The 23,935-nt window shown below is 38.4% G+C and carries 17 protein-coding genes; 9 read left to right on the top strand and 8 right to left on the bottom strand.

Annotated elements, in window-relative coordinates; translation table 11 throughout:
• Positions 1-21 precede the first annotated feature (21 nt).
• Positions 22-915 carry a helix-turn-helix domain-containing protein gene (locus ACYP5M_RS14600; RefSeq protein WP_101223796.1) on the bottom strand — a complete coding sequence of 298 codons (894 nt, stop codon included), beginning with the start codon at positions 913-915 and terminating at the stop codon, positions 22-24.
• Between the two features lie 548 nt (positions 916-1,463).
• Here ACYP5M_RS14600 and ACYP5M_RS14595 point away from each other — a divergent pair.
• Positions 1,464-1,781, top strand: a complete 318-nt coding sequence (locus ACYP5M_RS14595; RefSeq protein ID WP_101223795.1) for a hypothetical protein — start codon at positions 1,464-1,466, stop codon at positions 1,779-1,781.
• 28 nt (positions 1,782-1,809) lie between these two features.
• Here the strand turns inward: ACYP5M_RS14595 and ACYP5M_RS14590 are convergent, their stop codons facing one another.
• Positions 1,810-1,953 carry a hypothetical protein gene (locus ACYP5M_RS14590; protein ID WP_157831067.1) on the bottom strand — a complete coding sequence of 48 codons (144 nt, stop codon included), beginning with the start codon at positions 1,951-1,953 and terminating at the stop codon, positions 1,810-1,812.
• A 459-nt stretch (positions 1,954-2,412) separates the two neighbouring features.
• On the opposite strand from ACYP5M_RS14590, the gene ACYP5M_RS14585 reads away from it, so the two are divergent.
• The 3 genes from ACYP5M_RS14585 to ACYP5M_RS14575 all read left to right on the top strand — a co-directional run bounded on the left by ACYP5M_RS14585 (position 2,413) and on the right by ACYP5M_RS14575 (position 8,554).
• Complete coding sequence (locus ACYP5M_RS14585) at positions 2,413-3,849, top strand: magnesium transporter CorA family protein (protein WP_230176132.1); 1,437 nt, start codon at positions 2,413-2,415, stop codon at positions 3,847-3,849.
• A 371-nt stretch (positions 3,850-4,220) separates the two neighbouring features.
• A complete protein-coding gene (locus ACYP5M_RS14580; protein WP_452444694.1) occupies positions 4,221-6,227 on the top strand; it encodes a penicillin-binding transpeptidase domain-containing protein in 2,007 nt (668 codons plus the stop codon).
• Between the two features lie 257 nt (positions 6,228-6,484).
• Positions 6,485-8,554, top strand: a complete 2,070-nt coding sequence (locus ACYP5M_RS14575) for a SpoIID/LytB domain-containing protein (protein ID WP_459735190.1) — start codon at positions 6,485-6,487, stop codon at positions 8,552-8,554.
• 61 nt (positions 8,555-8,615) lie between these two features.
• Here the strand turns inward: ACYP5M_RS14575 and ACYP5M_RS14570 are convergent, their stop codons facing one another.
• Both ACYP5M_RS14570 and ACYP5M_RS14565 read right to left on the bottom strand, forming a co-directional pair.
• Complete coding sequence (locus tag ACYP5M_RS14570; RefSeq protein ID WP_434168125.1) at positions 8,616-8,846, bottom strand: hypothetical protein; 231 nt, start codon at positions 8,844-8,846, stop codon at positions 8,616-8,618.
• Positions 8,847-8,949: 103 nt separating this feature from the next.
• Complete coding sequence (locus tag ACYP5M_RS14565) at positions 8,950-10,365, bottom strand: alkaline phosphatase (RefSeq protein ID WP_434168124.1); 1,416 nt, start codon at positions 10,363-10,365, stop codon at positions 8,950-8,952.
• A gap of 256 nt (positions 10,366-10,621) precedes the next feature.
• On the opposite strand from ACYP5M_RS14565, the gene secA reads away from it, so the two are divergent.
• The 4 genes from secA to ACYP5M_RS14545 all read left to right on the top strand — a co-directional run bounded on the left by secA (position 10,622) and on the right by ACYP5M_RS14545 (position 15,487).
• Positions 10,622-12,997 (top strand): preprotein translocase subunit SecA, encoded by a 2,376-nt coding sequence (secA, locus tag ACYP5M_RS14560; protein ID WP_434168123.1) that lies wholly within the window; start codon positions 10,622-10,624, stop codon positions 12,995-12,997.
• Complete coding sequence (locus tag ACYP5M_RS14555; protein ID WP_434169742.1) at positions 12,997-13,446, top strand: SLAP domain-containing protein; 450 nt, start codon at positions 12,997-12,999, stop codon at positions 13,444-13,446. The genes secA and ACYP5M_RS14555 overlap by 1 nt, the downstream gene beginning before the upstream one ends.
• Positions 13,447-13,458: 12 nt before the next feature.
• Complete coding sequence (locus ACYP5M_RS14550; protein ID WP_434168122.1) at positions 13,459-13,614, top strand: hypothetical protein; 156 nt, start codon at positions 13,459-13,461, stop codon at positions 13,612-13,614.
• 76 nt (positions 13,615-13,690) lie between these two features.
• Entirely contained in the window at positions 13,691-15,487 is a 1,797-nt protein-coding gene (locus ACYP5M_RS14545) for an LTA synthase family protein (protein WP_434168121.1), read from the top strand.
• 21 nt (positions 15,488-15,508) lie between these two features.
• Here the strand turns inward: ACYP5M_RS14545 and ACYP5M_RS14540 are convergent, their stop codons facing one another.
• From ACYP5M_RS14540 to tagD, 4 genes are all read right to left on the bottom strand, one after another.
• Positions 15,509-16,435, bottom strand: coding sequence for an LCP family glycopolymer transferase (locus tag ACYP5M_RS14540; RefSeq protein WP_459735189.1), 927 nt, complete (start codon positions 16,433-16,435; stop codon positions 15,509-15,511).
• 285 nt (positions 16,436-16,720) lie between these two features.
• Positions 16,721-17,761: a C40 family peptidase gene (locus ACYP5M_RS14535; protein ID WP_101223785.1), complete on the bottom strand. Its 1,041-nt coding sequence runs from the start codon at positions 17,759-17,761 to the stop codon at positions 16,721-16,723.
• A 280-nt stretch (positions 17,762-18,041) separates the two neighbouring features.
• Positions 18,042-19,205: a CDP-glycerol glycerophosphotransferase family protein gene (locus ACYP5M_RS14530; protein WP_459735188.1), complete on the bottom strand. Its 1,164-nt coding sequence runs from the start codon at positions 19,203-19,205 to the stop codon at positions 18,042-18,044.
• Positions 19,198-19,596, bottom strand: a complete 399-nt coding sequence (gene tagD, locus ACYP5M_RS14525) for a glycerol-3-phosphate cytidylyltransferase (RefSeq protein ID WP_057278149.1) — start codon at positions 19,594-19,596, stop codon at positions 19,198-19,200. Before tagD ends, ACYP5M_RS14530 begins: the two co-directional genes overlap by 8 nt.
• Positions 19,597-20,547: 951 nt before the next feature.
• On the opposite strand from tagD, the gene ACYP5M_RS14520 reads away from it, so the two are divergent.
• A complete protein-coding gene (locus ACYP5M_RS14520) occupies positions 20,548-23,877 on the top strand; it encodes a CDP-glycerol glycerophosphotransferase family protein (protein WP_452444687.1) in 3,330 nt (1,109 codons plus the stop codon).
• Positions 23,878-23,935 lie beyond the last annotated feature (58 nt).

The raw sequence follows: 23,935 nt of genomic DNA, 5'->3' as shown, positions 1-23,935 counted from the left end.
AAATGGCTCCAAATTATAGAATTAGTTTATTTTCATTTCGTTCTTCCAACTGTCCAGCTTTTTGTTGATGAATGTAACAAAGGTATGGTTTTTTTGTAATTTGAATAGAAACGCAGATTTTTCCAAGTACTCTTTTGCCTCTTCAAAGTTACCTACGAGTTCAAAATTGTATCCTAAATGGTAATGTAAATCCGCTAAAGCATATAATTGATCATGTTCGAGGCACCACTTTATGGCATCTTGGCAGCAGGCAATGGACTCTCCGTATCGGCCAAGGCGTGTTAGCACTCTGCCAAAATTATAGGATAGGCGCGTCTTTAGCGTTTTATCCGTCAAGAAGGGCAGGGCTTTCAAGTGATCTAAAGCTTTCCTTAACAAGGCAAATGCATTTTCGTATTGTTCTTCGGCAACATACATTACACCAAGACTGCTTAGGATTTCAAGCTCCCGTTCCGAATAAATTTTATCGGTCGTATGAGTAATGGAGATGGCCTTATTGATGAATTCTATGGCTTTATCTAAATCTTTATTTTTTTCATATTCGTATATTCCCTTGTGCCAAAGAATCAATTGATGATTCTTTTTATTTTGAAGAAAGAGGGGACTGTTTTCCTCAGCCTTTACAATTTGCTGCATTTCCTCATAATTTCGGGTTCTTCTGGCTATTTTTAATTGATAAATCACTTCTTCCACGTAATCCAGCCTAGGGGTCATTCCAATATCGAAAAAATAGTTTACATCAACGCCTAAACGTTGGGAAATTAAGTAGAGAGTGGATGCATATGGATAGACATCGCCCTTTTCAATCTTACTGATCTGTGCTTGTGTACAAATACCGGTTGCCAACTCTTCCTGGGAAAGCCCGATTTGTTTACGTAGCTCTTTGATCTTTTGTCCAACTGCAAAAAAATCCATTTTGATTCTCCTTAAAATATGCCTAGAGTTATATTTTGTTATGAAAAATCGGTGAAAGCGGTATGTACAGGTCCTGAACGGTTTAAATAGATTCTTTAGTCGAAATATATGACTTTAAGAATTGTGGTTAAATATAACTATAGAATTATTTTCTATTTTAACCAATATTTTTTTAAAAGAAAAGGAGGAATGACCTATGAAAAAAAGTACTAAAGCATTAGTCGTATCTTTTCTTATCATCGCTGCTTTTGTTATTGTCCCAAGCGAATTACCAGGCCTTTACGCAGAACTTCCAGGTTTATATAAATAAATAAATGAAGCTTCTTATCAATCATTCAAGCATCTTCAATTGAAGATGTTTTTTTTATTATTATTAAATGATGATTATTCTTTTGCGCATATTCCTGTAGTTATAATTATCTATGAATGGGGGGTGTAAGGTCCATTTGGTAGGTGTTGAAGAAACGTGAGCGTAGTTTGTAACGCCTATTTCCTTTTAATGCTTTTGTTATAGTGTATATAACAAAACGGAGAGAGGTGTAAGGTTAATGATTGATATTAATATGAAAGTTCAACCCTCTTTTTACGATGATGAATGTGCCATTGTGTTTTCTTTTTATTTTGATAAGGCAACCAGGAAAATTGGTGAAGCTGTGGTGTACACATGCAAAAAATCAGATGATAAAGAATCCAGCCAAGATCATATAGATACAGATGTACAAGAAAAAATCGCTTATCTTAAAGAGTTTTCCATTGTAGATGAATATCAGGCGACCTCGATGAAGAAGATTCAACATTTTTTGAATGTAATCGGTATCAAGAAATGTGTGAAGCACAATCTTCAAGGTAATGAAATCGCATTTTAAAAGATAAAAACTCATGACATCCCACATGTCATGAGTTTTTGCCATTTAAATGACTGTTTTGAGCATTCATTTTCTTTTTAATGAAATCGCTCATTTGTTTCCGCTTACTTGGTTTAGCGTTATTTGTTCTTTCAAAAAATTTAAAATGTTGTTTATTGCTATCGGATTTCATGATGTCTCTCCTTTGCTTTTTTTTATTTACCCATTTTTTTCTTAGTTAAAACGTGATTTTAATGATAAAGGGATGAACAGAAGATCTTGCAAATATTCCTGTAGTTATATTTTCTTCTGTGAATGCCTGCATATAAGGATTTATTAGATGATAATAAGAGGTAAAGCCCAAATATGGAGGAATTTCGTATTTTATCATACTTAAAATAAATGTTAAAATGGTCCGAATATCGGATTTTTCATTAGAAACATCAGTTTCTAGTACCCTAAAGTGAAGAGGGTTGAAGAACTCTTTTCGATGGCCCCCATGCATATGCTTGGGGGATCTTTTTTATTTGGATAATTTGTCCACTTTTTTTCTATAATATGTTTCGTTTTGTTTGTATATACATGGGTAAATATAAGAAACAAGATGAATTAAACCTGTGTTAATCGCAGTTTAATCGGAGGAATATATTTTATGGATGTGAAAGTAAAGAATGATCCGACGAAGCGAACTTTCCAGCAGTACATTTTTCCATTTACGCTTGAAGGAAATAAGATTGAAAAGTTTGTGGAAAAGTTGTTTGAGGACAATTTCGTTTTTTTGAACTTGAAAGATATGGAACAACAAAATCAATTTTACGGTGGCCATAAAGTTTCGCACCGTAAACTGGAAAAGTATTTCATGCCTTACATCGAGCCAATTTTATTTCCGAGTAATGCCAAACAGAAGGAAGGCTTGCGGCGTTTCACGAAAAAACTGGATATTGATTGTACCTTCGAATCACCCTATCTAAATACCCCATTCATTATTAACTCTATCGATATCTTCATATGCCCATTTCATATTGGCATGATGAACCTTCGTGTTACTTTACCTGAAGGGCTTTCACATGATGATGTGCTCTATTTTGGCGATACATTCCGAATCCTTGAACCGATTGCTGATGATGAGGAAAAAACGAAAGTCGGCTGTCGGGAAAATCAGTATGAACAAGTGAAGGATTTCATCTTCAATGAACTATTGCCGCCAATTGAGGAATATATGGATGAAGAACAAGCGGACCCGACCTATTTTGGCAGTTTGCCCTTCTTCATCGATGAAAGGATGTACGTGATCAGTTATACGGCATTCCCTGAGGATCGTGATATATCTAAAAATGACTTATTCCGGATCAGTGAACTGAATGGGTATGACAATGATGGTGAACCATATATAGGTGCATTAAATCCTGATTATATAGAAAAGTATTATCAAGAAAGAGTATATGACAGGTGGGGCAAGGAAACCTATTATGTAACTAGCATGTATCATTTCGCGTGTGTCACGAAAGCGACAGGTAAACTGGAACAGGAACTGGCAAGCGAAATGTATGGCCAGCATTTTTATTCATTGTTGCTTTTCTTCTATTATAAAATCGTACTGCTCAAATTGGCTCATGAACATTCCCAGATAGATGTGGAAAAAGATCAATCGGATACAGAACAGCTGATTTTCATGATCACTCAGTTTTCTGCAAAGTACTTATTCACTGAAGTGAATAGTACGGCAATCGGTAAAGAGCTTTTCAAAAAAACGGATGAAGCCTTCAGGATTGCCCCTCTCTACAGTGAGGTGAAGGAAACACTTTCCTACCTTTATCAAAATCAGGATAAACTGTCTGGGAAAAGAAGTAATTATCTTTTGCAAATACTAACGATTTATACGGTAGTCTCCGGGATATTCGGAATGAATCTATATATTGAAGATTGGAAAGGGAAATTACCATGGAAAGCGTATATGGATTACACCTTATACGAATGGGTAGCTGTCATTGTAACGACAAGCGGTCTCATCATTTCGGCCATCCTGGGCTTTATCTTCCTGAAAAAATGGCTCCAAGAGAAAAAAAGCCGAAAAAAAAGAATGCTCTAGAATCCTGAACATTATGATGACCCAGGCTGTAGGCAAACTCGATGAAGATTGAGTTTGCCTACGTTTTTTAGGGTTTGTACAATTTTGAACGTTGCCTCTAGGCGCTGGTTTTCCCCCTGCGGGTTTCCTTTGTTAGCAGACCCGGCAGAAAGGGAGCTGATTCCTTAAATCAACTTGATCTTTTTTGTGAACTGGGCCTTCATCTATTTTTTCTAAAACAAAAGTCCTGTACATAATGTACAGGACTTTTGTTTTAGAAAATACATGGTTAATTAGAAAAATGAAGAAATTCGGCATGTAAAATCCCCCATTCCCCTAATATTTTGCTAAACTATAGGTATATCATTCTAACTATTCATTAGGAGGAAATCATGAAGAAACTAGCTTTAGTTTCCAGCTTATTGTTGTTGAGCGTATTGTTTCTGGCCGGATGCTCGGATGAGCCAAGCCCGGAAGATCGCTTTGCGGCATACACGAAGCTTTGGAATAAACAGGATTTTGCGAAGATGTACGAGTATCTGTCGCCTGAGACAAAGAAGAAAATCAGTGCGGATGAATTTGCTAAGCGTTATGAGAAAATCTATACGGGCATAGAAGCCGACCAATTAAAGGTGGACTATAAACAGCCAAAAGAAGAGAAAGACCATAAAGATGGGGAAAAGGTAAGCCTTTCATATACCGTTGATATGTCCACTATGGCGGGTGCCGTCAGCTCTGATCATAAAGCGACACTTGTCAAGGAAGGGGAAGGCGAGGAAGAAAATTGGTATATCAAGTGGGATGAAAGCTACATATTCCCTCAATTGAAAGCTGGCGAGAAGGTATCGGTTGAATCGTATCCAGCCATTCGCGGGGAAATTGTCGATAGAAATGAACGCGGCCTTGCCATGAATGGAACGGTTGCAGAAGTGGGAATCGTGCCAGAGAAAATGGCCAATGAATCCGAAACGGTTAAAAAGGTCGCTGGAATCCTTAATATGTCCACCGACGAAGTGAATCAGAAATTAAAACAAACATGGGTAAAGCCAAGCTATTTCGTGCCCATCAAGAAAATGTCAAATGATAATACTGCAACCTTGGAAAAGCTATTAAGCATTGCTGGTGTATCTGTCAATAATACGGAAGAACGCATATATCCATATAAAGAGGCTACTGCCCATCTAATTGGATATGTCGGTGAGGCATCGGCCGAAGATCTGGAGAAATTGAAAGGAAAAGGATATACAGCAAGTGATGTTATTGGCAAACGCGGTCTTGAGGAAGTTTTGGAAGCGCGGCTTAAAGGCAAACCTGGCGGTAAAATCTTTATTAGAGCCGAAGATGGCGAAGAAAAAGTGATTGCTGAAAAGCCTGCTGAAGAGGGAGAAACAATTACATTGACCATCGACGCCGAGCTGCAAAAGGATATCTTCAAACAATATAAGAACGAAGCCGGATCGGCATCGGCAATTGATCCGAAGACAGGCGAAACGCTTGCACTTGTTTCAAGTCCGTCATTCGATCCTAATAAATATATTTTCGGAATAACGAAAGCGGAACAAAAAGCGCTTGAAGAAGACCCGGAAAAACCACTTTTGAACCGTTTCAGTTCGACGTTTGCACCTGGTTCAACCATTAAGGCCATCACTGCGGCAATCGCTTTGAAAAATGGCGTGGATCCGAAAGAGTCGATCAATATTCAAGGGAAAACATGGGCCAAATCAACATGGAAAGATCATTCCATTACAAGGGTTTCGGACCCTGGGGTTCCAATCGATATGGAAAAGGCTTTAATTTATTCAGACAATATTTACTTTGCCCAAAAAGCTCTGGGGCTTGGTAAGGAAAAATTCACAAATGGACTCAAGGCATTCGGATTTGATGAGCCTTTGAATTACGATTATCCGATCAAAGCATCGAGCATCGGTAAGATCGATAGTGAGGGACGTTTGGCTGACGCTGGATATGGTCAAGCGCAAGTCCAAATGAGTACGCTTCATCTCGCCATGACCTATTCAGCCTTTTTGAATGCAGGGAACATCCCGGCACCTTCGTTAATAACAGGTGATAAAATAGAAAAGAAAATATGGAAAGAAAATGCGATATCAGCTGACCAAGCAAATCAGGTCACCAAGATGCTGACACAAGTAGTGGAACATCCTAAGGGAAGCGGACATGGAATAGATGATCTTGGCATCAAAATCGCCGCTAAAACAGGAACTGCTGAAATCAAGGCATCCAAAAATGCGGACGGAACAGAAAATGGCTGGTTCGTTGCCATGGACACAGAAGACCCGGAACTTCTCATGGCATGGATGATTGAAGATGTAAAAGGCCGAGGCGGCAGCCATGTCGTTGTCGATCAAATGAAACCGGTGTTGAAGAAGTATTTGAAGTAAAGAAAAAAGTCACCCATCAGCAAGCATTTACCAAAATAAAAGCAGGACATGGTTTCTTCCATGTCCTGCTTTTATTTTGGTTGTGGATTCCGATTAACAATAAAGCCGGATTTGAAGGATAATGCGGCGTACATACAGAATGTAAAAAGAGAGTTCAGTAACCTACAAGTAAATAGTTTTCTCATGCCAAAAGATTGAACAGGGTTAATTCAAAAGTCTTGAAAAGATAAATAGAAAAGGAATGAGGATGAAGGGGAATGAGAAGTTTAAAGTATTTGTTTATCGCTTTCTTTATCACTTTTTTTGCATTTCCTTCTCATGAAGCAACGGCTGTGGAAGAGAATACAACAATGGAAGTGAAACTGAAGAATTATTTGGGGAATAGAACCAGTGTTAAAATAACGGCAACCGGGGACTACCGTAATTCAGGGGGAGAGATAGTCATCAAGGCGGGTGAAAGTCTGACTCTGAAAGCGGAGTCGGCTGAACTTGCCGTTTACAAAGGTTCTCAGAAAACGGGATCTTATGCTTCCTTTAAGGTAATGCCAGTTAAACCTGAAGCTTCATTGTCCATAAACGGCCGTCCGTATCAAGGCTCAATGACATTTACAGTGGAGGACGGTTACATCCGGCCAATCAATGCTGTTTACATTGAAGATTATCTAAAGGGCGTTGTCCCGCTGGAGATGCCCGCACTATGGCATGCCGAAGCCTTAAAAGCACAGGCGATTGCCGCCCGGACGTATGCACTTCGCCATCAATCGTCAATCATTGATGATACAGTTTCTTACCAAGTATATGGCGGGGCTGCCGGTCATTATCGAACTGATTCAGCCATTGATCAGACAAAGGGCATGGTAATCAAACATGATGGCGAAATAATCGAAGCGTTCTTTTCATCAAGCAATGGAGGGATGACCGAATCGAATTCAAATGTTTGGTCAAGAGGCAACCCTCTTGCATATTTATCTATCAAAAAAGATTTCTATGATTCAAAAACCAATTGGTCGATAACGCTGGACAAGCAGCAAATCGACCTGTCAAAAATGGATTTATCTAAACCTGAAGAATGGTGGACAAGTGTAGAGGAAAAAGATAAAACGGTTGTGCCGAAGCTGAAGGCTTGGCTGACGAATAATGGATATGCGAAGAAAGATATTAAAATAACGGAGATTCCCTTGTTAACTTTTACAGATGAAAAAACGGGAGGTCGGGTTACGAAAGGCTCCATACAAATGAATTTCTATGTAAGGGATCTCGTTGATGATAGGGGAAAACTTTTGCAGCAAACGGTTAAGCTTACTAATGTAGCGGCTTCCAAAATCAGGGGCATGGTGGGGCAAGAGGTGATGAAAAGCTATTTGGTTGACCATTCATCTTCCGATCCTTCCAAAATTGCAATCGAAGGATCAGGATATGGGCATGGGGTCGGACTAAGTCAGTTTGGAGCGAAAAACAGAGCGGAAGCTGGACACTCATATCAAGATATTTTGGGTTTTTATTATCCTGACACAATTATAGAAAAGGAATATGGACCAGGCGCTGGATCTAAAACGGATATTGTTGTAAAGGAAGAACCGAATTCAGTAAACATGAAAGCGAAGACGGATCATTTAAATGATGAGGTTGGAATCACATACTCCCTAAAAGAAGATGCTGTGGTAACTCTCACGATTAAAGATAGGAAAGGTAATGCCTTAGCTAGCCCAGTCCGTGATCAAACAATGAAAAAGGGTACCCATTCAGCTATCTGGAACATAATAGCGGTAAGTAACGGGACATATGAAGCAGAATTATCAGCAATGGAACGAGGCGGGAATGAAGGTTTGGAAACAATGGCGATAAAAATCAGTAGAGATTCGTCGGCACCTAAAATCACGGATGTCAAAACATCGGGTGATTACAGTACAGAGAAAGCGAACATAACGTATTCAATTAATGAAAACGCTAATGTAACGGTGGAAATCAAGAACAGTAAAGGTAAGGTTGTCGGCATCCTTTCTGAAAGGCAGTTCCATAAAGGCAGTCAATCGGCAACCTGGGATTTCAAAAATATGTCCAACGGGATATTTACGGTAAAAATCTCCGCTAAGGATGAGAGTGACAATCAGAAAACCATTTCAACGAAAATCTCGATTAGGAAGACGACGGGAATAGTGAAAGCAAACGAATTATCTATTAAAGAAAGTAGAAATGCAGCTTCTGAAACGATTGGCACTCTTCACAGGGAACAAGCCGTAACGATACTGGCTCAACAAGATGAATGGTATAAAGTGAAAAAGGGAAGCCAAATTGGGTATGTATTAAAAAAGCACATAAAAAAATAAATGAGTAGGACGCCATGTATGGCGTCTTTTTTTGACCTTATAAAGAGTAGAAGCACTACACTTACAAGAAAACAGCACGAATTCGCGAGTAAATCGCAAACTCACGAGTAAAAGCACTAAACTCACGAGTAAAGGGCGCAAACTCACGAGTAAAAGCACCAAACTCACGAGTAAGCGCCTCAAATTCACGAGTAAAAGCACCAAACTCACGAGTAAACGCCTCAAACTCACGAGTAACAGCACTAAACTCACGAGTAAATCGCAGATCAATGAGCAGATTCACCAACCTCATGAGTAAATGCTCCAAAACTTCAAAGAAATACCCCAAAACTTGAGTAAACGCATCTCAAAAGAAAGGTTAATGAGGAAGAAACTTAAAAGAGGATGTAATGATGTCATTCCTCTTTTGTTTTATGCTGCCCGGGTGTGAACGGAACACCGGCGGCTTTTGTGATGATTTTCGAAATATCCGTATTTTCAATGACTCCATCAAAGGCTTCACTGCCTGGACCCGAAGCGAAAACGGGAATCATATTGGCTGTGTGCCCTCCTGTGGAACTGGCCGCCCGTATGCTTCGATCAGCTATACCCGCCTTATAATGCCTGGCGATGGTGCTTCCGATTTCCCAATCTATTTGATGCTGTGGATAGACAAGCGTTTTATTTTTTCTTACGTTATCGATGAATTGATCGACTTCCTGATCCGTAAGGGATATATGTGCATACTTTTTGAATGTGGAAACGACGCTTTCTGGATTGATTTCATTATTTTTATCGAATGTAAGCTGTTTGGACATATATTCAGATGAAACCCTGATTTTTTTTAATGCCGTGATATCCATTGTTTCAGAAGCGGAGGTCCCCATTGTTTCGTGGTCTGCAAGTACAACGATCAACGTATCATTTCGATTTTTTGCCCAATTTACAACCTCTTTCACCGTTTGGTCAAATTCAATCGTTTCTTTCCATATTCCAGTGATATCGGCTGCATGCTCCATATGGTCAATACGCGCACCTTCGGCCATCAAGAAAAATCCCTTATCACCCCGTGATAAAATATCCAACGCTTTGGATGTCATTTCGGTTAGAGATGGCTCTTGAGAATGTAATACTTCTTTATCCAGTTTAAAATTCATATAGGTAGGGTGAAATAACCCTAAAAGTTTTTCCGGTTTATTTATGGAACTAAGTTCTTCTTTAGTCGTCGTAATCCCATAGCCAGCTTGTTTAAATTTACCGATTAAATCCTCGCCTTTCTGCTTATCCGCCTCGAAATAGCTGGCACCTCCGCCGAGGATGACGTCGATCCGGTTATCAAAGAGCTGCCTCGCGATATTTGCGCCGCCTGTCCAGCGGTTAGGAACACTTGCACCAAAGGCAGCGGGGGTGGCATCGACTACCATATTGGTTGAGATGATCCCGACTTTTTTTCCATTGTTCTGAAAGGCATCCAATACACTATCGACCTCTGAACCATTGGCATCGACTCCGATCGATTCATTGTTCGTTTTTATACCAGTGGCAATCGCGGATCCTCCTGCTGCCGAGTCAGTGACGTATTTATTGGCGGAATACGTGCGCATCAGGGCAACATGCTCCAGTTTTTCCAAATGCAGTGCACCTGTCTTTCCATATTCCAATTGCCGGGCAATTTCTATCGCCCCTAACCCCATGCCGTCGCCAATCAGCAATATGACATTCTTGGGGGTATTTTTTGATTCTGCTTGAATAGGGGAGCTCATGCAAATAAAACAAATCATAAGAACGCATAATCCAAAGCGATGTGGTTTATGTCTGGATTTTTTATTCATCTGTAATCCTCCATTGGGTGAAAGTCTTCCTATTATTTGTCTAAATCGATAAAAAAACCCCTCCCTGATATTCAGGATGGAGCTAATCTTTTTAGCACTGTTACCGGCAACCAGTCGGTTTTTGCGTAATTTATCTTTCAAAAAAAGAAAGAATTTCTATATAATTACAATATGAAGTTGATAATTTATAAACAGTAAATACTTAACTGATATAATTTCACTAAAGGTCAATTCAAATAATGGGAGAGAGAACCCTATGCTATCCAGTATGAAAAAGTTCTTCAAAGAAGGTTCTAAAGACTTGAAGAGAATTTATAAGTTGGTAGAAGAAGTGAATCGGCTAGAGGGTAAATATGAAAGATATTCAGATCTGGAATTAAGCGGAATGAAGGATAAATTTAAAAGCGTATTGGATGCTGGTGACAATATATTGGATATACAAGCCGAAGCTTTTGCGGTCGTGAGGGAGGCTTCCAAGCGAGTATTGAATCTTAGGCACCATGATGTTCAGATTGCAGGCGGTTTTGTCCTGAGTGAAGGGGGCATTGCACAAATGAATACGGGCGAGGGGAAGACGCTTGTCTCCACTTTGCCTAGCTATTTACATGCACTGTACGGTAATGGTGTGCATATTATTACGGCCAATGAATATTTGGCCAGACGTGATAAAGAGTTGATGGGAAAAATTCTAGAATATCTAGGACTGACGGTTGGTTTGAACATTTCCCAAATGGGGACTTCTGCAAAACGTAATGCGTATGCCGCAGATATCACATATGGGACGGCAACAGAGTTCGGTTTTGATTATTTGCGTGATAATATGGTCTACCGAAAAGAAGACAAGGTTCAAAGAGGACACCGATTTGCCATTGTCGATGAGATTGACAGCATCTTGATTGATGAAGCGAGGACACCATTAATCATTGCGGGCAGGGCAAGCGACGGAACCGAGCTTCACCAGATCACGGCACAAATCATGAAGTCATTTGTAGAAAATGAGGATTACGAGATTTACATCGATTCAAAGTCCGTCTTTTTCACGGATCAAGGGGCTTCCAGGATTGAAGCGGCCTTTGGTATCGACAATCTGTATGGAATGGAGCATCAAGAGCTATTACATAATGTTACACAGGCGCTAAAAGCCCATGCAATCATGAAATTGGATGTCGACTACATTGTCGTCGATGAAAAGATTGCAATCATCGATAAATTCACAGGCAGGGTGATGGAAGGGCGAAGTTTCAGTGAAGGGCTTCATCAAGCGATTGAGGCAAAAGAGGGCTTGGAGATTTCCGAAGAGAATGAAACACAGGCTATGATTACTGTCCAAAATTATTTTCGATTATATCATTCAATGTCTGGGATGACAGGCAGTGCCATGCCATCCAAGTCTGAATTCTGGGAAATATATCAGCTCCCAGTCATTGAAATTCCAACTAATGAGCCTATTATTCGAGTTGATGAGGTTGATTTGATTTATAAAGATGAAACAAGCAAAATCAACAAAATCGTCACGGAAGTAAAACGGATTCATGATGGAGGCAGACCCATTCTGATCGGGACGACCTCCATTGAGCAATCTGAAAAAATTTCGGTTCAACTAGAGAAGGGGAGAATTAAACATCAAATCCTTAATGCGAAGACGGAAGAGGATGAAGCGGAAGTCATCGCGAATGCCGGGCAAAAAAATCAAGTGATGCTGGCTACGAACATGGCTGGTAGAGGAACGGATATAATACTTGGAAATGATGTCAAGGAATTGGGCGGCCTTCATATTATCGGTACGGAGCGACACGAGAGCCGTCGGATCGATATGCAGCTAAGAGGACGTTCCGGCCGGCAGGGTGGTCCTGGTTCAACACAATTCATCATTTCTTTGGAAGATGATTTGTTTGATTACTATGATGAAGAAGAAATCGGACGTTATATCAAGAAAATCAAAACGGATGAAAATGGATTGGTGCTGAGCCCTGCACCCGATAAATTCGTTAAATTGGTTCAGGAAACGGTAGAGCAAATGCATCAATCAAGCCGTTACCATTTATTGAAGTTAGAGCATGCATTAAATGAGCAGAGTAAAATCATCTATGCAATGAGAGATCGTATTCTTGAAATGGAGCCTGAACGGATGTCGGCCATTTTACTTGAATATATCAAAAAATACATTACTCGGCTCACAGTGAAATATTCCCCTGAACATAAGATGGAACCTGATTCCTCTGCCTTAATTGAAGAGCTTTCCCCTGTTTTCCAGGCGTTAGGTTGGCAGGCAAGTGATTTGCAGTATTTAGATGGCCAGATCCAAGGAAAAGCGTTGGATGCTTTTGGTGAATTGGAATCGAGATTGGTGATCTTTCAGGACGATGCAGAATGGGGAAACCAGTTGCGCGCTTTCATGCTGCAGCATATCGATACAAATTGGATGAACCACCTGGATCAAATGAACAGTGTGAAGGAAGGCGTTGGTTTAAGCGGATACGGTCAGCAGGACCCATATACGTTGTTTGAAAAAGAAGCTCGCAATCAATTTAACCTTCTATTAAGTAAAATTGAGTCGGAGATAAGCATCCGCTTTATGGAATATATGAATGGCAATCAGGAAGATGAAGCTGCTTTGGAGGGTGAGGAGTGATGAGTTTATTTGAAAAAAGGGATAATACACAAAAGTTATCAGATCAGGATGACACCGTTAATACTTCCTTGATGTTTCACAAGGGGTGGGAAGTTTCCAAGCAAGAGGAATATGTATATAAATTCCACCATCAAAGGCTTCCTGCATTAAAACCGAACCAAATTTCATTATCCGGCATCAAGCTGACTAGGGTGGAAGATGATGTAATCATAGAGGCTTTTCTACGAAATTCAATAGGAAAAGCTGTCAGTTTTGATATCGTGGATTTACTGTTAGTTGATGGAGATGGAAAATTCCTCGCAAAAAAGGCATTCGATCTTTCAGAGCTTGGTGAGCTTCCAGCACTTTCAAGCATCCCCTGGCGTTTCTTATTCGAGGAAGGGGATATGTTGGTGGAATCGATTCCTGATGAAGGTTGGAAGATTGCTTTCGAATGGAAGAGAAAATAGGGAAGTACCCGCATGAGTCTAGCGTCAACCGGCAGCTATTTTGCCGGAGATCCAAAGCAAAGCCCTCATCCTGTTAGTGATGAAGGCTTTTTGTTTATAAAGGAAGTCATTAGTGCCAAATATTTATGCCGTTTTCTGTGTGCAATTTCTCATAAATGGCAACGCTAAGTAATATTTATAAGTAATCTTCCGCAATCAGGCTTAACTAAGGCTTGGAAATAATGAAGAGGAAAGTGGCAGGAGCATGAAGAATAACCGTAATCAACGATTGAAGGAGAGACTATTTGAGTTATTGTCATTCTCAATCGTGGCCATGCTTTTCATTTATACGAATGATAGGATGGGTAACGATCTTTCTATTGGGATAATTACGATAATCATCGGTGTTGCCGGTTTTATTGTTTATCTGAAGGAATGGATACCGAATCAAATCGTAAAGGGCATCATTTTTTCAGTTTTCCTTCTTTCGATCATGGTCTTTTTCCTTGGGGACATCTGGTTTTACCGTTATTATTCGACACCTATAACATCCTATATGTGGATGCAAAAAAGCAACCTGAATGGGCTTGGTGAAAGTATATTCAGTATGATGGAAATGAAGGATGCAATCTTTCTTCTGGCAGGCATTCCAATTGCTGAGTCTTTTGTGAAGAAAAAATACCCCCTCAAGCATATGGCACTCGTCCCGGCCTTAATATTCCTGATGATAGCAGGTTTGAAGCCGGTCAAGAACATCTTTATCGACAAAGTAGATATAACCAGGCGTTATGAGGCAAATACCTTCTTGCGAAACTGGGGCCCGATCGGTCATCACGCATTGGATACGTATGCCTACTTTACTGACTCGGGAAGGCCTGGAATGTCTTCACAAGAAAAGATGGCCGTTTCTGATTACTTCAATAAAAAGAAAAGAAAGGGAAACGGGCATTCAGGCTCCTTGGAGGGGAAGAATCTCATTATCATCCAGGTGGAATCTTTACAGGCGTTTCCGCTCTTTCAAAGCACTGCCGGGCAGGAGGTCACTCCATTCATGAATGAACTGGCGAAAGGTGGGTTGTACTTCCCCCATGTTTATCCGCAGACGGTATTTGGGAATTCATCTGACGGAGAGCTTATCGTGAATACCGGATTATTTCCTTTAAAGCAGGGTGCGACCTTTTTTCGATTCCCATATAATGATTTTCCGGGTCTTGCTAAGGAATTAAAAAAGTCGGATTATCAAAGTTTTGCTTTCCACGGAGATGAAGAAGACTTTTGGAATAGGCAGCATGCATATCCCTCGCTAGGGTTTGATGACTACCTTTCCATAGAGGATATGTCGCAAGATGAGATGATTTCGATGGGGTTGGGAGACCGCAGTTTCTTCAATCAAAGCTATGATTTCCTAAAAGATAAACAAAATCCCTATTACGCTTTTTTCGTTACATTGACCAGCCATGTACCTTTTTCACTGCCAAAGGAACAGATAACATTGAAGTCTGAAGTTGGAAAAGAGAACAGTTACCTGACTAAATATTTTGAAGCAATTCATTATACAGATTCAGCCATCGGGGATTTCGTAAAGAGGTTGAAGGATGACGGGAAATTGAAAGACAGCGTGATTGTCATTTACGGAGATCATGATGGGCTATTTTTAAAAGATAAACACGAGGTAGAAGCGTATTACGGTAGTAAAATTAGCGATGAAGAGTGGATTGAAAAATATATGCCCATTCCTGTGATCATTTATCAGGAGGATATGAAAGGGAGAACGATTGATAAGGTAGCGGGCCAAATCGATATTTTACCAACTCTATATGATCTGTTCAATATTAAGAGTTCTTCATACTTTGGAGAGAGTATGCTGAATGGCGAAAATGGTGATGCTTTGATATTAAAAGGGGATTATGGTACTCAAATGAAAATAAATGGGGAAGGTAAGGTCGAAGAATTTTCACCTGAAGACCAAAAGGAGATTGATCTGAGTGATCAAGTGATACGCTCTGATTACTTTAAACAAATGAAGGAAGAGAAAAAAGGTGAAAAAAAAGAGGATGACTGATAAAAGCCATCCTCTTTTTTCTTATAATCCCAAATGCGTTTTCACACGATTTTGGGCTTCAAGCTTTGTATCTTCCGGAACGATGTTGTACCAAACGCCATCTACCCGTTGATTGTCACCTTCAAGTGTATATTGTTCAATATTTTTGAGGGATGATTTGTAGTTATTTTGGATGCTCAACATTTCATTGAAACTTAAATTGGTTTCCACGTTTTTACCTAAAGCTTCGAATATATCGTCATAATTGGTAAGTGTCGATAGGCTTGACCCTTTTTTCATGACAGCTTGGATAACCTGGCGTTGCCGCATTTGCCGTCCATAATCCCCGCGGGGATCTTCCTTACGGATTCGGGAATAAATCAAGGCCTCTTTACCATTTAAGTCTATTGTGCCTTTATTGAAAGTATAGCCTTTATAGGCAAGGTCCATATCATTATCGACTGTGACGCCACCAACAGCATTCACAATATCCTGAAAGCCTTCCATATTCATTTTGACGTAATAATCAATCGGAATATCCAAATAGGCTTCCACTGTATTTATCGACATGGCAACTCCGCCATATGCATAGGCATGGTTCATTTTATCATTTATACCTTTACCGATGATCTCTGTACGCGTATCCCTCGGTAAACTCAATAACTCGATCGATTCTTTTTTAGGATTAACCGTCATGACAATCATCGTATCTGATCGACCTGAGTCATTTTCTCTTTCATCCACACCAAGAATCAGCAATGAAAATGGATCTTTGCTCTTGAACTTGATGTCCTCTACCCGTTTATCCGTTTTATGGGCTGTCCCCTGCATAGTGCTGATCGCACCAGCTAATGATTGATAAACTGAAGCGCTATAAACACCTGCGCCAATGAAAAGGATTAAAAGGGTGAAGCCGATTATTTTAAACGTTTTGCGTTTCTTTTTCTTTTTTTTATGTTCGGATCTCATTTTATATTCCTCCCTTAACCATCCCACAAAATGGAAGGTGTGAAAAAGTACCTAGTCGGTATTTTTAACTATACCTTTTTTTTGTCAAAAATAGAATAGTTTCTTTTTGTACTTAGAGTACATATTTACCTTTTTTCATCCAAAAAAACGAAGGATTCCAGAGAAACCGAATTCCTTCGTTAGTACAACATTAGAATGTTTCGTTAATAGTAACCTCTGAAAAGGATGCTATGATTCTTTTACATGAAATTGCCAGACTTCAAGGGAAAGTCTGGCAATTAAATCTTATAGACTTCTATAACCGATGATTTTACTCTTGAAATAAGAGTTTGAAGTAGTACTGATTGTTACTCCCTTGCTTGATGAGGCATGAATGAATTCCCCGCCGCCCAAGTAGATTCCCATATGGCTTATCACTGATTTATTGGAACCCGTTGCAAAGAATATAAGATCGCCGCTTTTCGGTGAAGTAACCTTTTTACCCATATCATAATATGTGGAAGATGAAAGCCTCGGCACGTCATACCCAGCCTTCTTGAATGTATAGTAAATGAATCCGCTGCAATCGAAACCTGATGGGGAGGAACCCGCCCACGAATATGGTGTACCAATTAATTTTTTTGCTTCGGAAACGAGCTTGGCCACTTTGTTCCCCGAACTTGGGGCTTCCACTTTTCCCTCATCGTTTTTATCCGCTGGGGCAGTACTTGCCGATTTACTTAGTTTTAGCTTTTGACCCACTCTGATTAAATCGGACTTTAAAGAGTTGATTGATTTAAGCTGAGTTACAGTCAAGTTGGTTTTTCTGGATATCTTGGAAAGAGTGTCACCTTTTACCACAATGTATGTAGACGAATTGACTGGGGTCTGTGTAACATTGGATGGTTTGGAGCTGCCGGGTAAATCAATGGTAGTGGTAGTGGTTGATTTAGATACGATAAGTTTGTTACCTGCATAAATTCTATCGGATTTTAAGTTATTCAGTTTCATCAATTCAGCAAGTGTAAGGTTATGCTTGTTTGCTATCCTGGTTAAGGTGTCACCTGAAACAATGGTATATGTGGTTTTCTTTGTTTTTTTCACGGAAACTGAAGAAGCATTGGATGTTGTTTTGGAGTTGGGTGTAATTAATTTTTGATTGATTTTCAAAAAGTCTGATTTTAAGTTATTAAGCTGTTTTAAGTCTTTTACCGTCGTATGATGCTTCTGGGCGATTTTACTTAAGTTATCACCGCTTTTGACAGTATATGTACCGGCAAGGGCAGGAGAAACAAAAGTCGAAGATAAAATGGCTAATGTCGAAAATGCGACAACACTTTTTTTCACAATTTTCCACCTCTAATATGTCTTTTTCCCTATTCTAACAAAATAAACAGGTTTAAACATATTACATTTTTGTTACAAGGGGAAAATAGTAGTATTTTACTGGTTTATATTGGCGAACTTTGAGTAATGTAATCTACAATATTTTCTATATTGTGAGTCTTTTTTCACATTGAGGGGTTTTGCGTTTTCTTTTGTAATTATATGTAAAAATAACCCTGTTTTTGGATGCGCATTTCCGTTTAAAAAATGAAAACCCACTTCGTAAAACGAAGTGGGTTTTTTATTTAAAAAGGAAATCAACTAAATTCCTGCTTGAATTTCCTGTGGAGTATTCATTCCATTTTTGGTTAAAGGAAGCGATCTTCAGTAATGAATGATCGGCGGCACGGATTTTCTTTAAGAGCTCTACTGTGGTAGATACCACGGGTCCGGGCATGGAAGAGGAGTAATCCTCCCAGAATCCCCGTTCCTGCACATACTTTTCTAAGTCATATGCAAAGAATATCATGGGTCTTTCCAAGAAAGAGAATTCAAATGGTATCGATGAGTAATCGGTTATTAAAAGATCCGTACTGATAAGCAGTTGGTTAACGTGAAATTCACTATCGACAGGATAAATGAATCCCGGGAATTTATCTTGTAAATCATGCTCTGCTTTAACTGCTGGATGCAGTTTTAGTAATAACGCATAATTTTCGCCCTGAAGTTCCTTGTAGAGCAATTCCAAATCAAGTGCAATCTCTCCGCTGTTCAAACCGTCATTACGGAATGTAGGGGCATACAGCATGATTTTCTTATGCTCAAGTTCTGGATACCTGTCCAGCAAAGAATTGCGGGCATTTCTTTTTGATTCATCATTGAAAAAGAAATCGGTCCGAGGTATCCCTGTCCTTAGGATATGCGATGCCGGCAGTTGAAAACTTTCTTGAAAAATCTCGGCCATTCTCTCTGAACCTGCCGTAACATAATCGAATTTGTTATATACCTCAAAAAATCTTTTCCTTGCACCGGCTGAGCGGTTTTGAATGGAAGGGTCTTTTGCCCCGAATTGCTTAACGGCACCGGCTGCATGCCACACTTGGACACATGTCACTTGCTTTTTGAATGCAATGGCTGAAAGAAAGCCAAAATAATTATCGATGATGATCCATTTTGATGTAGCCAGATGATAAATCGATCGGATCATGGCCATGATATTTTTTGATTCAAACGGAAGGACGATGGTTTCCCCATCGTCCTTAACTTGCATGGAACTGCTCGATTTCATTAAAAATATTTTTTGAACGGAAATGTCCTGCTTGTCCATTTCATCTGCGATATATTGGCAATTGTCCCCGAATGATGTGACAAAGGTCGTTTTGTCATATAAAGGGAAAAGTTTAAAGATAGAGAATAAAACTTTGAAACAAAAAAGATAAATCCCTATCGCGAATTCTTTAGCCATTAGTAACTTGTAAAAGGTCATCTTTAATTTGGGAAGTCGAAATGCCGATAGTTCTTGGAAGGTAGACCACTTCACAAACTTCGGATAATTCATCGAATTGGCCTTTCCAGTCATCGCCCATTACAAAGATATCTACACCTTCACGAACGATGTCTTCCCTCTTTTGTTCCCAATTGTCTTCCGGTATGACTTCATCCACATAGCGGATTGATTCAAGGATCATTTTTCTGTTTTCAAAACTATGATAAGCTTTTTTATCTTTTAAAGCATTGAATTCATCCGTGGAAATGGCAACGATCAGATAATCCCCTAAATCTTTAGCGCGTTTTAATAGATTGATATGACCCCAATGAAGCAAATCAAAGGTTCCGTAAGTGATTACTTTCTTCATCTTTATTCCTCCTTTAAGACTCTTAAACTGTTATTCAATCAAATTAATATATATTTGGTCTATTAGAATATGAAATGGAACAATAAAACAGAATATGAAATGGAACAATAAAACAGGCAACTAGCATTTAAATTTCTGCTTGTTGTTTTCCTATATTTTTAGGCAATGACATTCTCTAACTAATTATAACTTAATAGCTTTACAAATAAACCACAATTTTTTTACAAATAAACCACAATTTTTACATTGATGATTATTGTAAATATTATTTTTTAAGCTAAAATTAAATGTTGACTATTTTGTAGGGCATAATAAGGTGTCTATATGAATGTATGGTTTATACTGAATGGTATTTAAAAATAATTTCTCTTCACTTTACTTAAAGTAAGCTGATGAACGATTGATAAGAAAAATTATTATTCTTGCTGCAATCAGAATAAGCCATTCACAATTTTACCACGTTTAGGAGAGAACAACTAGAGGAGCTTCATTAATCCCTGTTTTCTAATAGTGAAGGTGAAGCGACAGAATTGTATGAAGGACAGATGATGGGCATATATTAGCCATAAATCTATCGCCTAACATTTTTTAAGTATCCAATTAATGAAGTGCAAGTATTGATTTGAAAGCGTTAACTTTGATGTCATGAAGACTTCTTTGCAATTAAGAGAATTGTTTTTGCTATTCCCTTTCCATTCTGGCAACATGGAAGAACGGCAGTACTTCCTTGGAAGTCTTATATTTACGAATTTTTTTAAGTTTTAGTATGTTTGTTTTCGACTATGTACTAACCAATATTGTCTTTTTTGTTCATTAGAGGATTTATAGTAAATATATGGGCAGTTCGCCTGTCTGTTAATGATATTGAGGAAAAACCTAAAAAAGTTTATGATTTTAAAGTACATTGAATGATTCGTTTTTATTTAAATAATTTGTAATAGGTGGTCTAAAATGATTAAAAAGCTTCTTGGAAAAGGGAAAGCAAAAAAAACTCCTAAAATTAAGCTGAAACAAGTTCTGACCATTGCGCAAGAGAAAGATACACTGTTGATAAAAGGTGAATTTTCAATAGAACATTATTGCGCAAAAGAACTATGGTTATATTCTAGGGATTACGAAGATCAAAAAATAAAAATAGCTGAGTCGGTGAGTTCATCTAAATTTGAGTTTAAAGTAGATTTGAAAGATTTAATGCGGAAATTAGACGGTGATGAACCGACTGTTTATGACTGTTATATAAAGGTTTCCGTTCCAGTTGAAAAGCTGAGCAAAAAAGCGATACTTAGTATCGAGCATAAAGCTGAATATGTAGAAGAGAACGAACAGGTTAATATCGAATATCCAATTCGTCTAGGGCGTTTCCAGGAAACGCACATGAACAATTTGAGTATTTATAACTATGAAGATAAACAAAGTATATTCTCTATAACAAATAAAGGGAATTTATCTCTTTACTTCAATAAAACCCCTAAAATTTCGATTAAGTCTCAAATTGAAAAAATCAAAAGCAAATCGAAGGCCATGCAAATTAATGGTCAAATTTTCACCAAGCATTCAAGGATCATAAAAGGTGAGGGCCTTGTAAAAGGAAGACAAAGTGACAAAGAATATCAGGCAAATATCTCTTTTATTCATAATAAGGAAATGAATATTAAGAAATATGGACTGAATCGTTATATATATGATTTGAGAGTGGATTTAGAACAATTAGTCAGTGCGGATTTGGAAGATGATGTATATGACATTTACATGAAATTACATTTGCATGATCAGGAAGAGCCGAAAATGGTACGCGTCGGAAGACCAACCACCAGAACTAAATTATTTACTAAAGAGACCGATGTCAGCTCGAATAATGGAGTTGCTATCGTCAATCCATACTATACCTTTAAAGCATCCAATTTATCATTGGAAGTGTTTAACTTCTCTACGGAAAGTTATCGATATTTAAAAAGGATGATGGGGTGGAGGCGGTTTTTGGCCTTATTTAAAAAGAAAAAGGATGTCTGGCTAATTGGAGAAAGAACGTATAAAGCCCAGGATACCGGATATCACTTTTTTAAATATATGAGGGAAAATCACCCAGAAAAAGAAGTGTATTATGTAATAGAAGAAAATTCAGTGGAAGCCAAGAACGTCGAGCCCTTTGGAAATATACTTTATTTCAAATCAAAGGATCATATTAAAAAGACTATGGAATCGACCCGTATCATTTCATCACATCATCCGGATTATTTATATCCTTTAAGAACTTCTGAATTTAAAAATCGTGTTAAGGGAGTTAAGGTATTTCTTCAACATGGTGTTATGGGCACGAAGAATATGGTGGCAAACTACGGGAAAAATGCAGTCTCAGGCTTTAGTACGGATGTTTTTCTGGTAAGTTCAGATTTCGAAAAGGATATGATTGTAACAGATTTTGGATACAACGAAAAAGAAGTATTCACGACGGGACTTTCGAGGTTCGACTCGCTGTTCAAGGATGATGTTTTAACTAAGCGGCAATTATTGATCATTCCAACATGGAGAGATTGGATTACATCCGATGAAATCTTTTTGGAAAGCGAGTATTTTGAAAGGTATCAGAAATTAGTGAATCACCCGGTTTTACATGAGTTATCTAAAAACAATGGATTCGAAATCATTTTTTGCCTTCACCCTAATATGCAGAAGTTCACGTCTTATTTCAAGGATGCCCCTGTCAGGGTGATCAGTCAGGGTGAAGTGGATGTCCAAAGATTAATTAAGGAAAGCGCGATTATGATCACGGACTATTCAAGTGTAGCGTTTGATTTTAGTTTCCTGCATAAACCGGTAATTTACTATCAATTTGATAGAGACCGTTTCATAGGGAAAAGACCGTCACATTTGGATTTGGATAACGATCTTCCGGGTGAAATCGTTGATGAATTGGATGAATTGTTAGGTGTATTAGCCGAATATGCCAACACTGATTTTGTCATGAAGAAAAAGTATATGGATAAGGCCAATCGTTTTATTAAATATCGCGATGTCCATTCTAATTCAAGGATATTCGAAGTGATTCAAAATGCAGAAAAAGATCAAAATTCAATAATTAAATTATATAACCATCCGATATCGAAACTCATTATGAATCGGTTCAGGAAAAGTGATAAGTATTTCCCTGTCATGAAAAAGGTTTATAAAATCATGTCCAAGGTTATCCCGGTTGACCGGAACCTTATTCTTTTTGAAAGTGGGATAGGGAAGCAATTCGCCGATAGCCCGAAGTATATTTATGAAGAACTGGTCAAAAGGGATAATAAATATAAAAAAGTTTGGGTGTATAATGGTAATTTACCAATAAAAGGTAAGAACACAAAGCTGATTAAACGCTTAAGTCCGGAATACTATTATTATTTAGCCAAAGCAGGTTATTGGATAAATAATCAAAACTTCCCTACCTATTTAAGCAAAAGGAAGGAAACGACATATATCCAGACTTGGCATGGTACCCCTTTGAAAAAAATGCTATTTGATATAGATAATATTCAGGGAAGAGACGATGGGTACTTAGATCGAGTGCATGGTGCAACGAGAACTTGGGATTATTTAATATCACCAAGTCCATACGCATCCAATGCATTCAGAAGCGCTTTCAAGTATGAAGGGGAAATTTTAGAAACGGGATATCCAAGAAATGATTTGTTTTACAGGGAAGATGCTTCAATGATTTCCAAGTCAGTGATGGAAAAACTGAAGATACCAAAAGGAAAAAAAGTCATCTTATATGCTCCTACATTCCGGGATAATCAAACTTCAAAAAACAATAAATTCATTTTCGAACTGAAATTTGATTTGGAAAGAATGAAGGAAGAATTAGGGGATGAATATATCCTGTTGTTAAGGATGCATGTTGTTATAAGTAATAATCTAAGCATCCCGAGTGAATTTGAGGATTTCGTGATAAATGTATCCAATTATTCAGATATTCAGGAACTTTACCTGATTTCTGATATATTGATCACGGATTATTCTTCAGTAATGTTCGATTTTGCTAATACTGCTCGGCCGATTTTGTACTACACTTATGATTTGGAAGATTACCGAGATAACATCCGTGGATTCTATATGGATTTTGAAAAGGAAGCACCAGGTCCATTTTTAAGTACAACTGAGGAGATTATCGAAACTATTACCAATATCGATGATATAAACATGCAATATAAAGAAAGATATGGTTTATTTAGAGAGAAGTATTGTGGAATAGAGGACGGTAAAGCTACCCGGAGAATCGTGGATAAATTTTTTAATGATTGATTCCTAAAATAAAGGGTATTGTTGCTTAAGTAACTGGTGAATTTGGCTGCCCAAGTCG

This window comes from Peribacillus sp. N1, from assembly GCF_054600815.1.
Note: the sequence above shows the minus strand (reverse complement) of the source record. Positions and strands in the feature narration are given on the sequence as shown.

Excerpts from the sequence above, each read along its gene's own strand:
- ACYP5M_RS14600 (WP_101223796.1), bottom strand. The coding sequence starts at position 915 with ATGGATTTTTTTGCAGTTGGACAAAAGATCAAAGAGCTACGTAAACAA.
- ACYP5M_RS14595 (WP_101223795.1), top strand. The coding sequence starts at position 1,464 with ATGATTGATATTAATATGAAAGTTCAACCCTCTTTTTACGATGATGAA.
- ACYP5M_RS14590 (WP_157831067.1), bottom strand. The coding sequence starts at position 1,953 with ATGAAATCCGATAGCAATAAACAACATTTTAAATTTTTTGAAAGAACA.
- ACYP5M_RS14585 (WP_230176132.1), top strand. The coding sequence starts at position 2,413 with ATGGATGTGAAAGTAAAGAATGATCCGACGAAGCGAACTTTCCAGCAG.
- ACYP5M_RS14580 (WP_452444694.1), top strand. The coding sequence starts at position 4,221 with ATGAAGAAACTAGCTTTAGTTTCCAGCTTATTGTTGTTGAGCGTATTG.
- ACYP5M_RS14575 (WP_459735190.1), top strand. The coding sequence starts at position 6,485 with ATGAGAAGTTTAAAGTATTTGTTTATCGCTTTCTTTATCACTTTTTTT.
- ACYP5M_RS14570 (WP_434168125.1), bottom strand. The coding sequence starts at position 8,846 with ATGAGGTTGGTGAATCTGCTCATTGATCTGCGATTTACTCGTGAGTTT.
- ACYP5M_RS14565 (WP_434168124.1), bottom strand. The coding sequence starts at position 10,365 with ATGAATAAAAAATCCAGACATAAACCACATCGCTTTGGATTATGCGTT.
- secA (WP_434168123.1), top strand. The coding sequence starts at position 10,622 with ATGCTATCCAGTATGAAAAAGTTCTTCAAAGAAGGTTCTAAAGACTTG.
- ACYP5M_RS14555 (WP_434169742.1), top strand. The coding sequence starts at position 12,997 with ATGAGTTTATTTGAAAAAAGGGATAATACACAAAAGTTATCAGATCAG.
- ACYP5M_RS14550 (WP_434168122.1), top strand. The coding sequence starts at position 13,459 with ATGAGTCTAGCGTCAACCGGCAGCTATTTTGCCGGAGATCCAAAGCAA.
- ACYP5M_RS14545 (WP_434168121.1), top strand. The coding sequence starts at position 13,691 with ATGAAGAATAACCGTAATCAACGATTGAAGGAGAGACTATTTGAGTTA.
- ACYP5M_RS14540 (WP_459735189.1), bottom strand. The coding sequence starts at position 16,435 with ATGAGATCCGAACATAAAAAAAAGAAAAAGAAACGCAAAACGTTTAAA.
- ACYP5M_RS14530 (WP_459735188.1), bottom strand. The coding sequence starts at position 19,205 with ATGGCTAAAGAATTCGCGATAGGGATTTATCTTTTTTGTTTCAAAGTT.
- tagD (WP_057278149.1), bottom strand. The coding sequence starts at position 19,596 with ATGAAGAAAGTAATCACTTACGGAACCTTTGATTTGCTTCATTGGGGT.
- ACYP5M_RS14520 (WP_452444687.1), top strand. The coding sequence starts at position 20,548 with ATGATTAAAAAGCTTCTTGGAAAAGGGAAAGCAAAAAAAACTCCTAAA.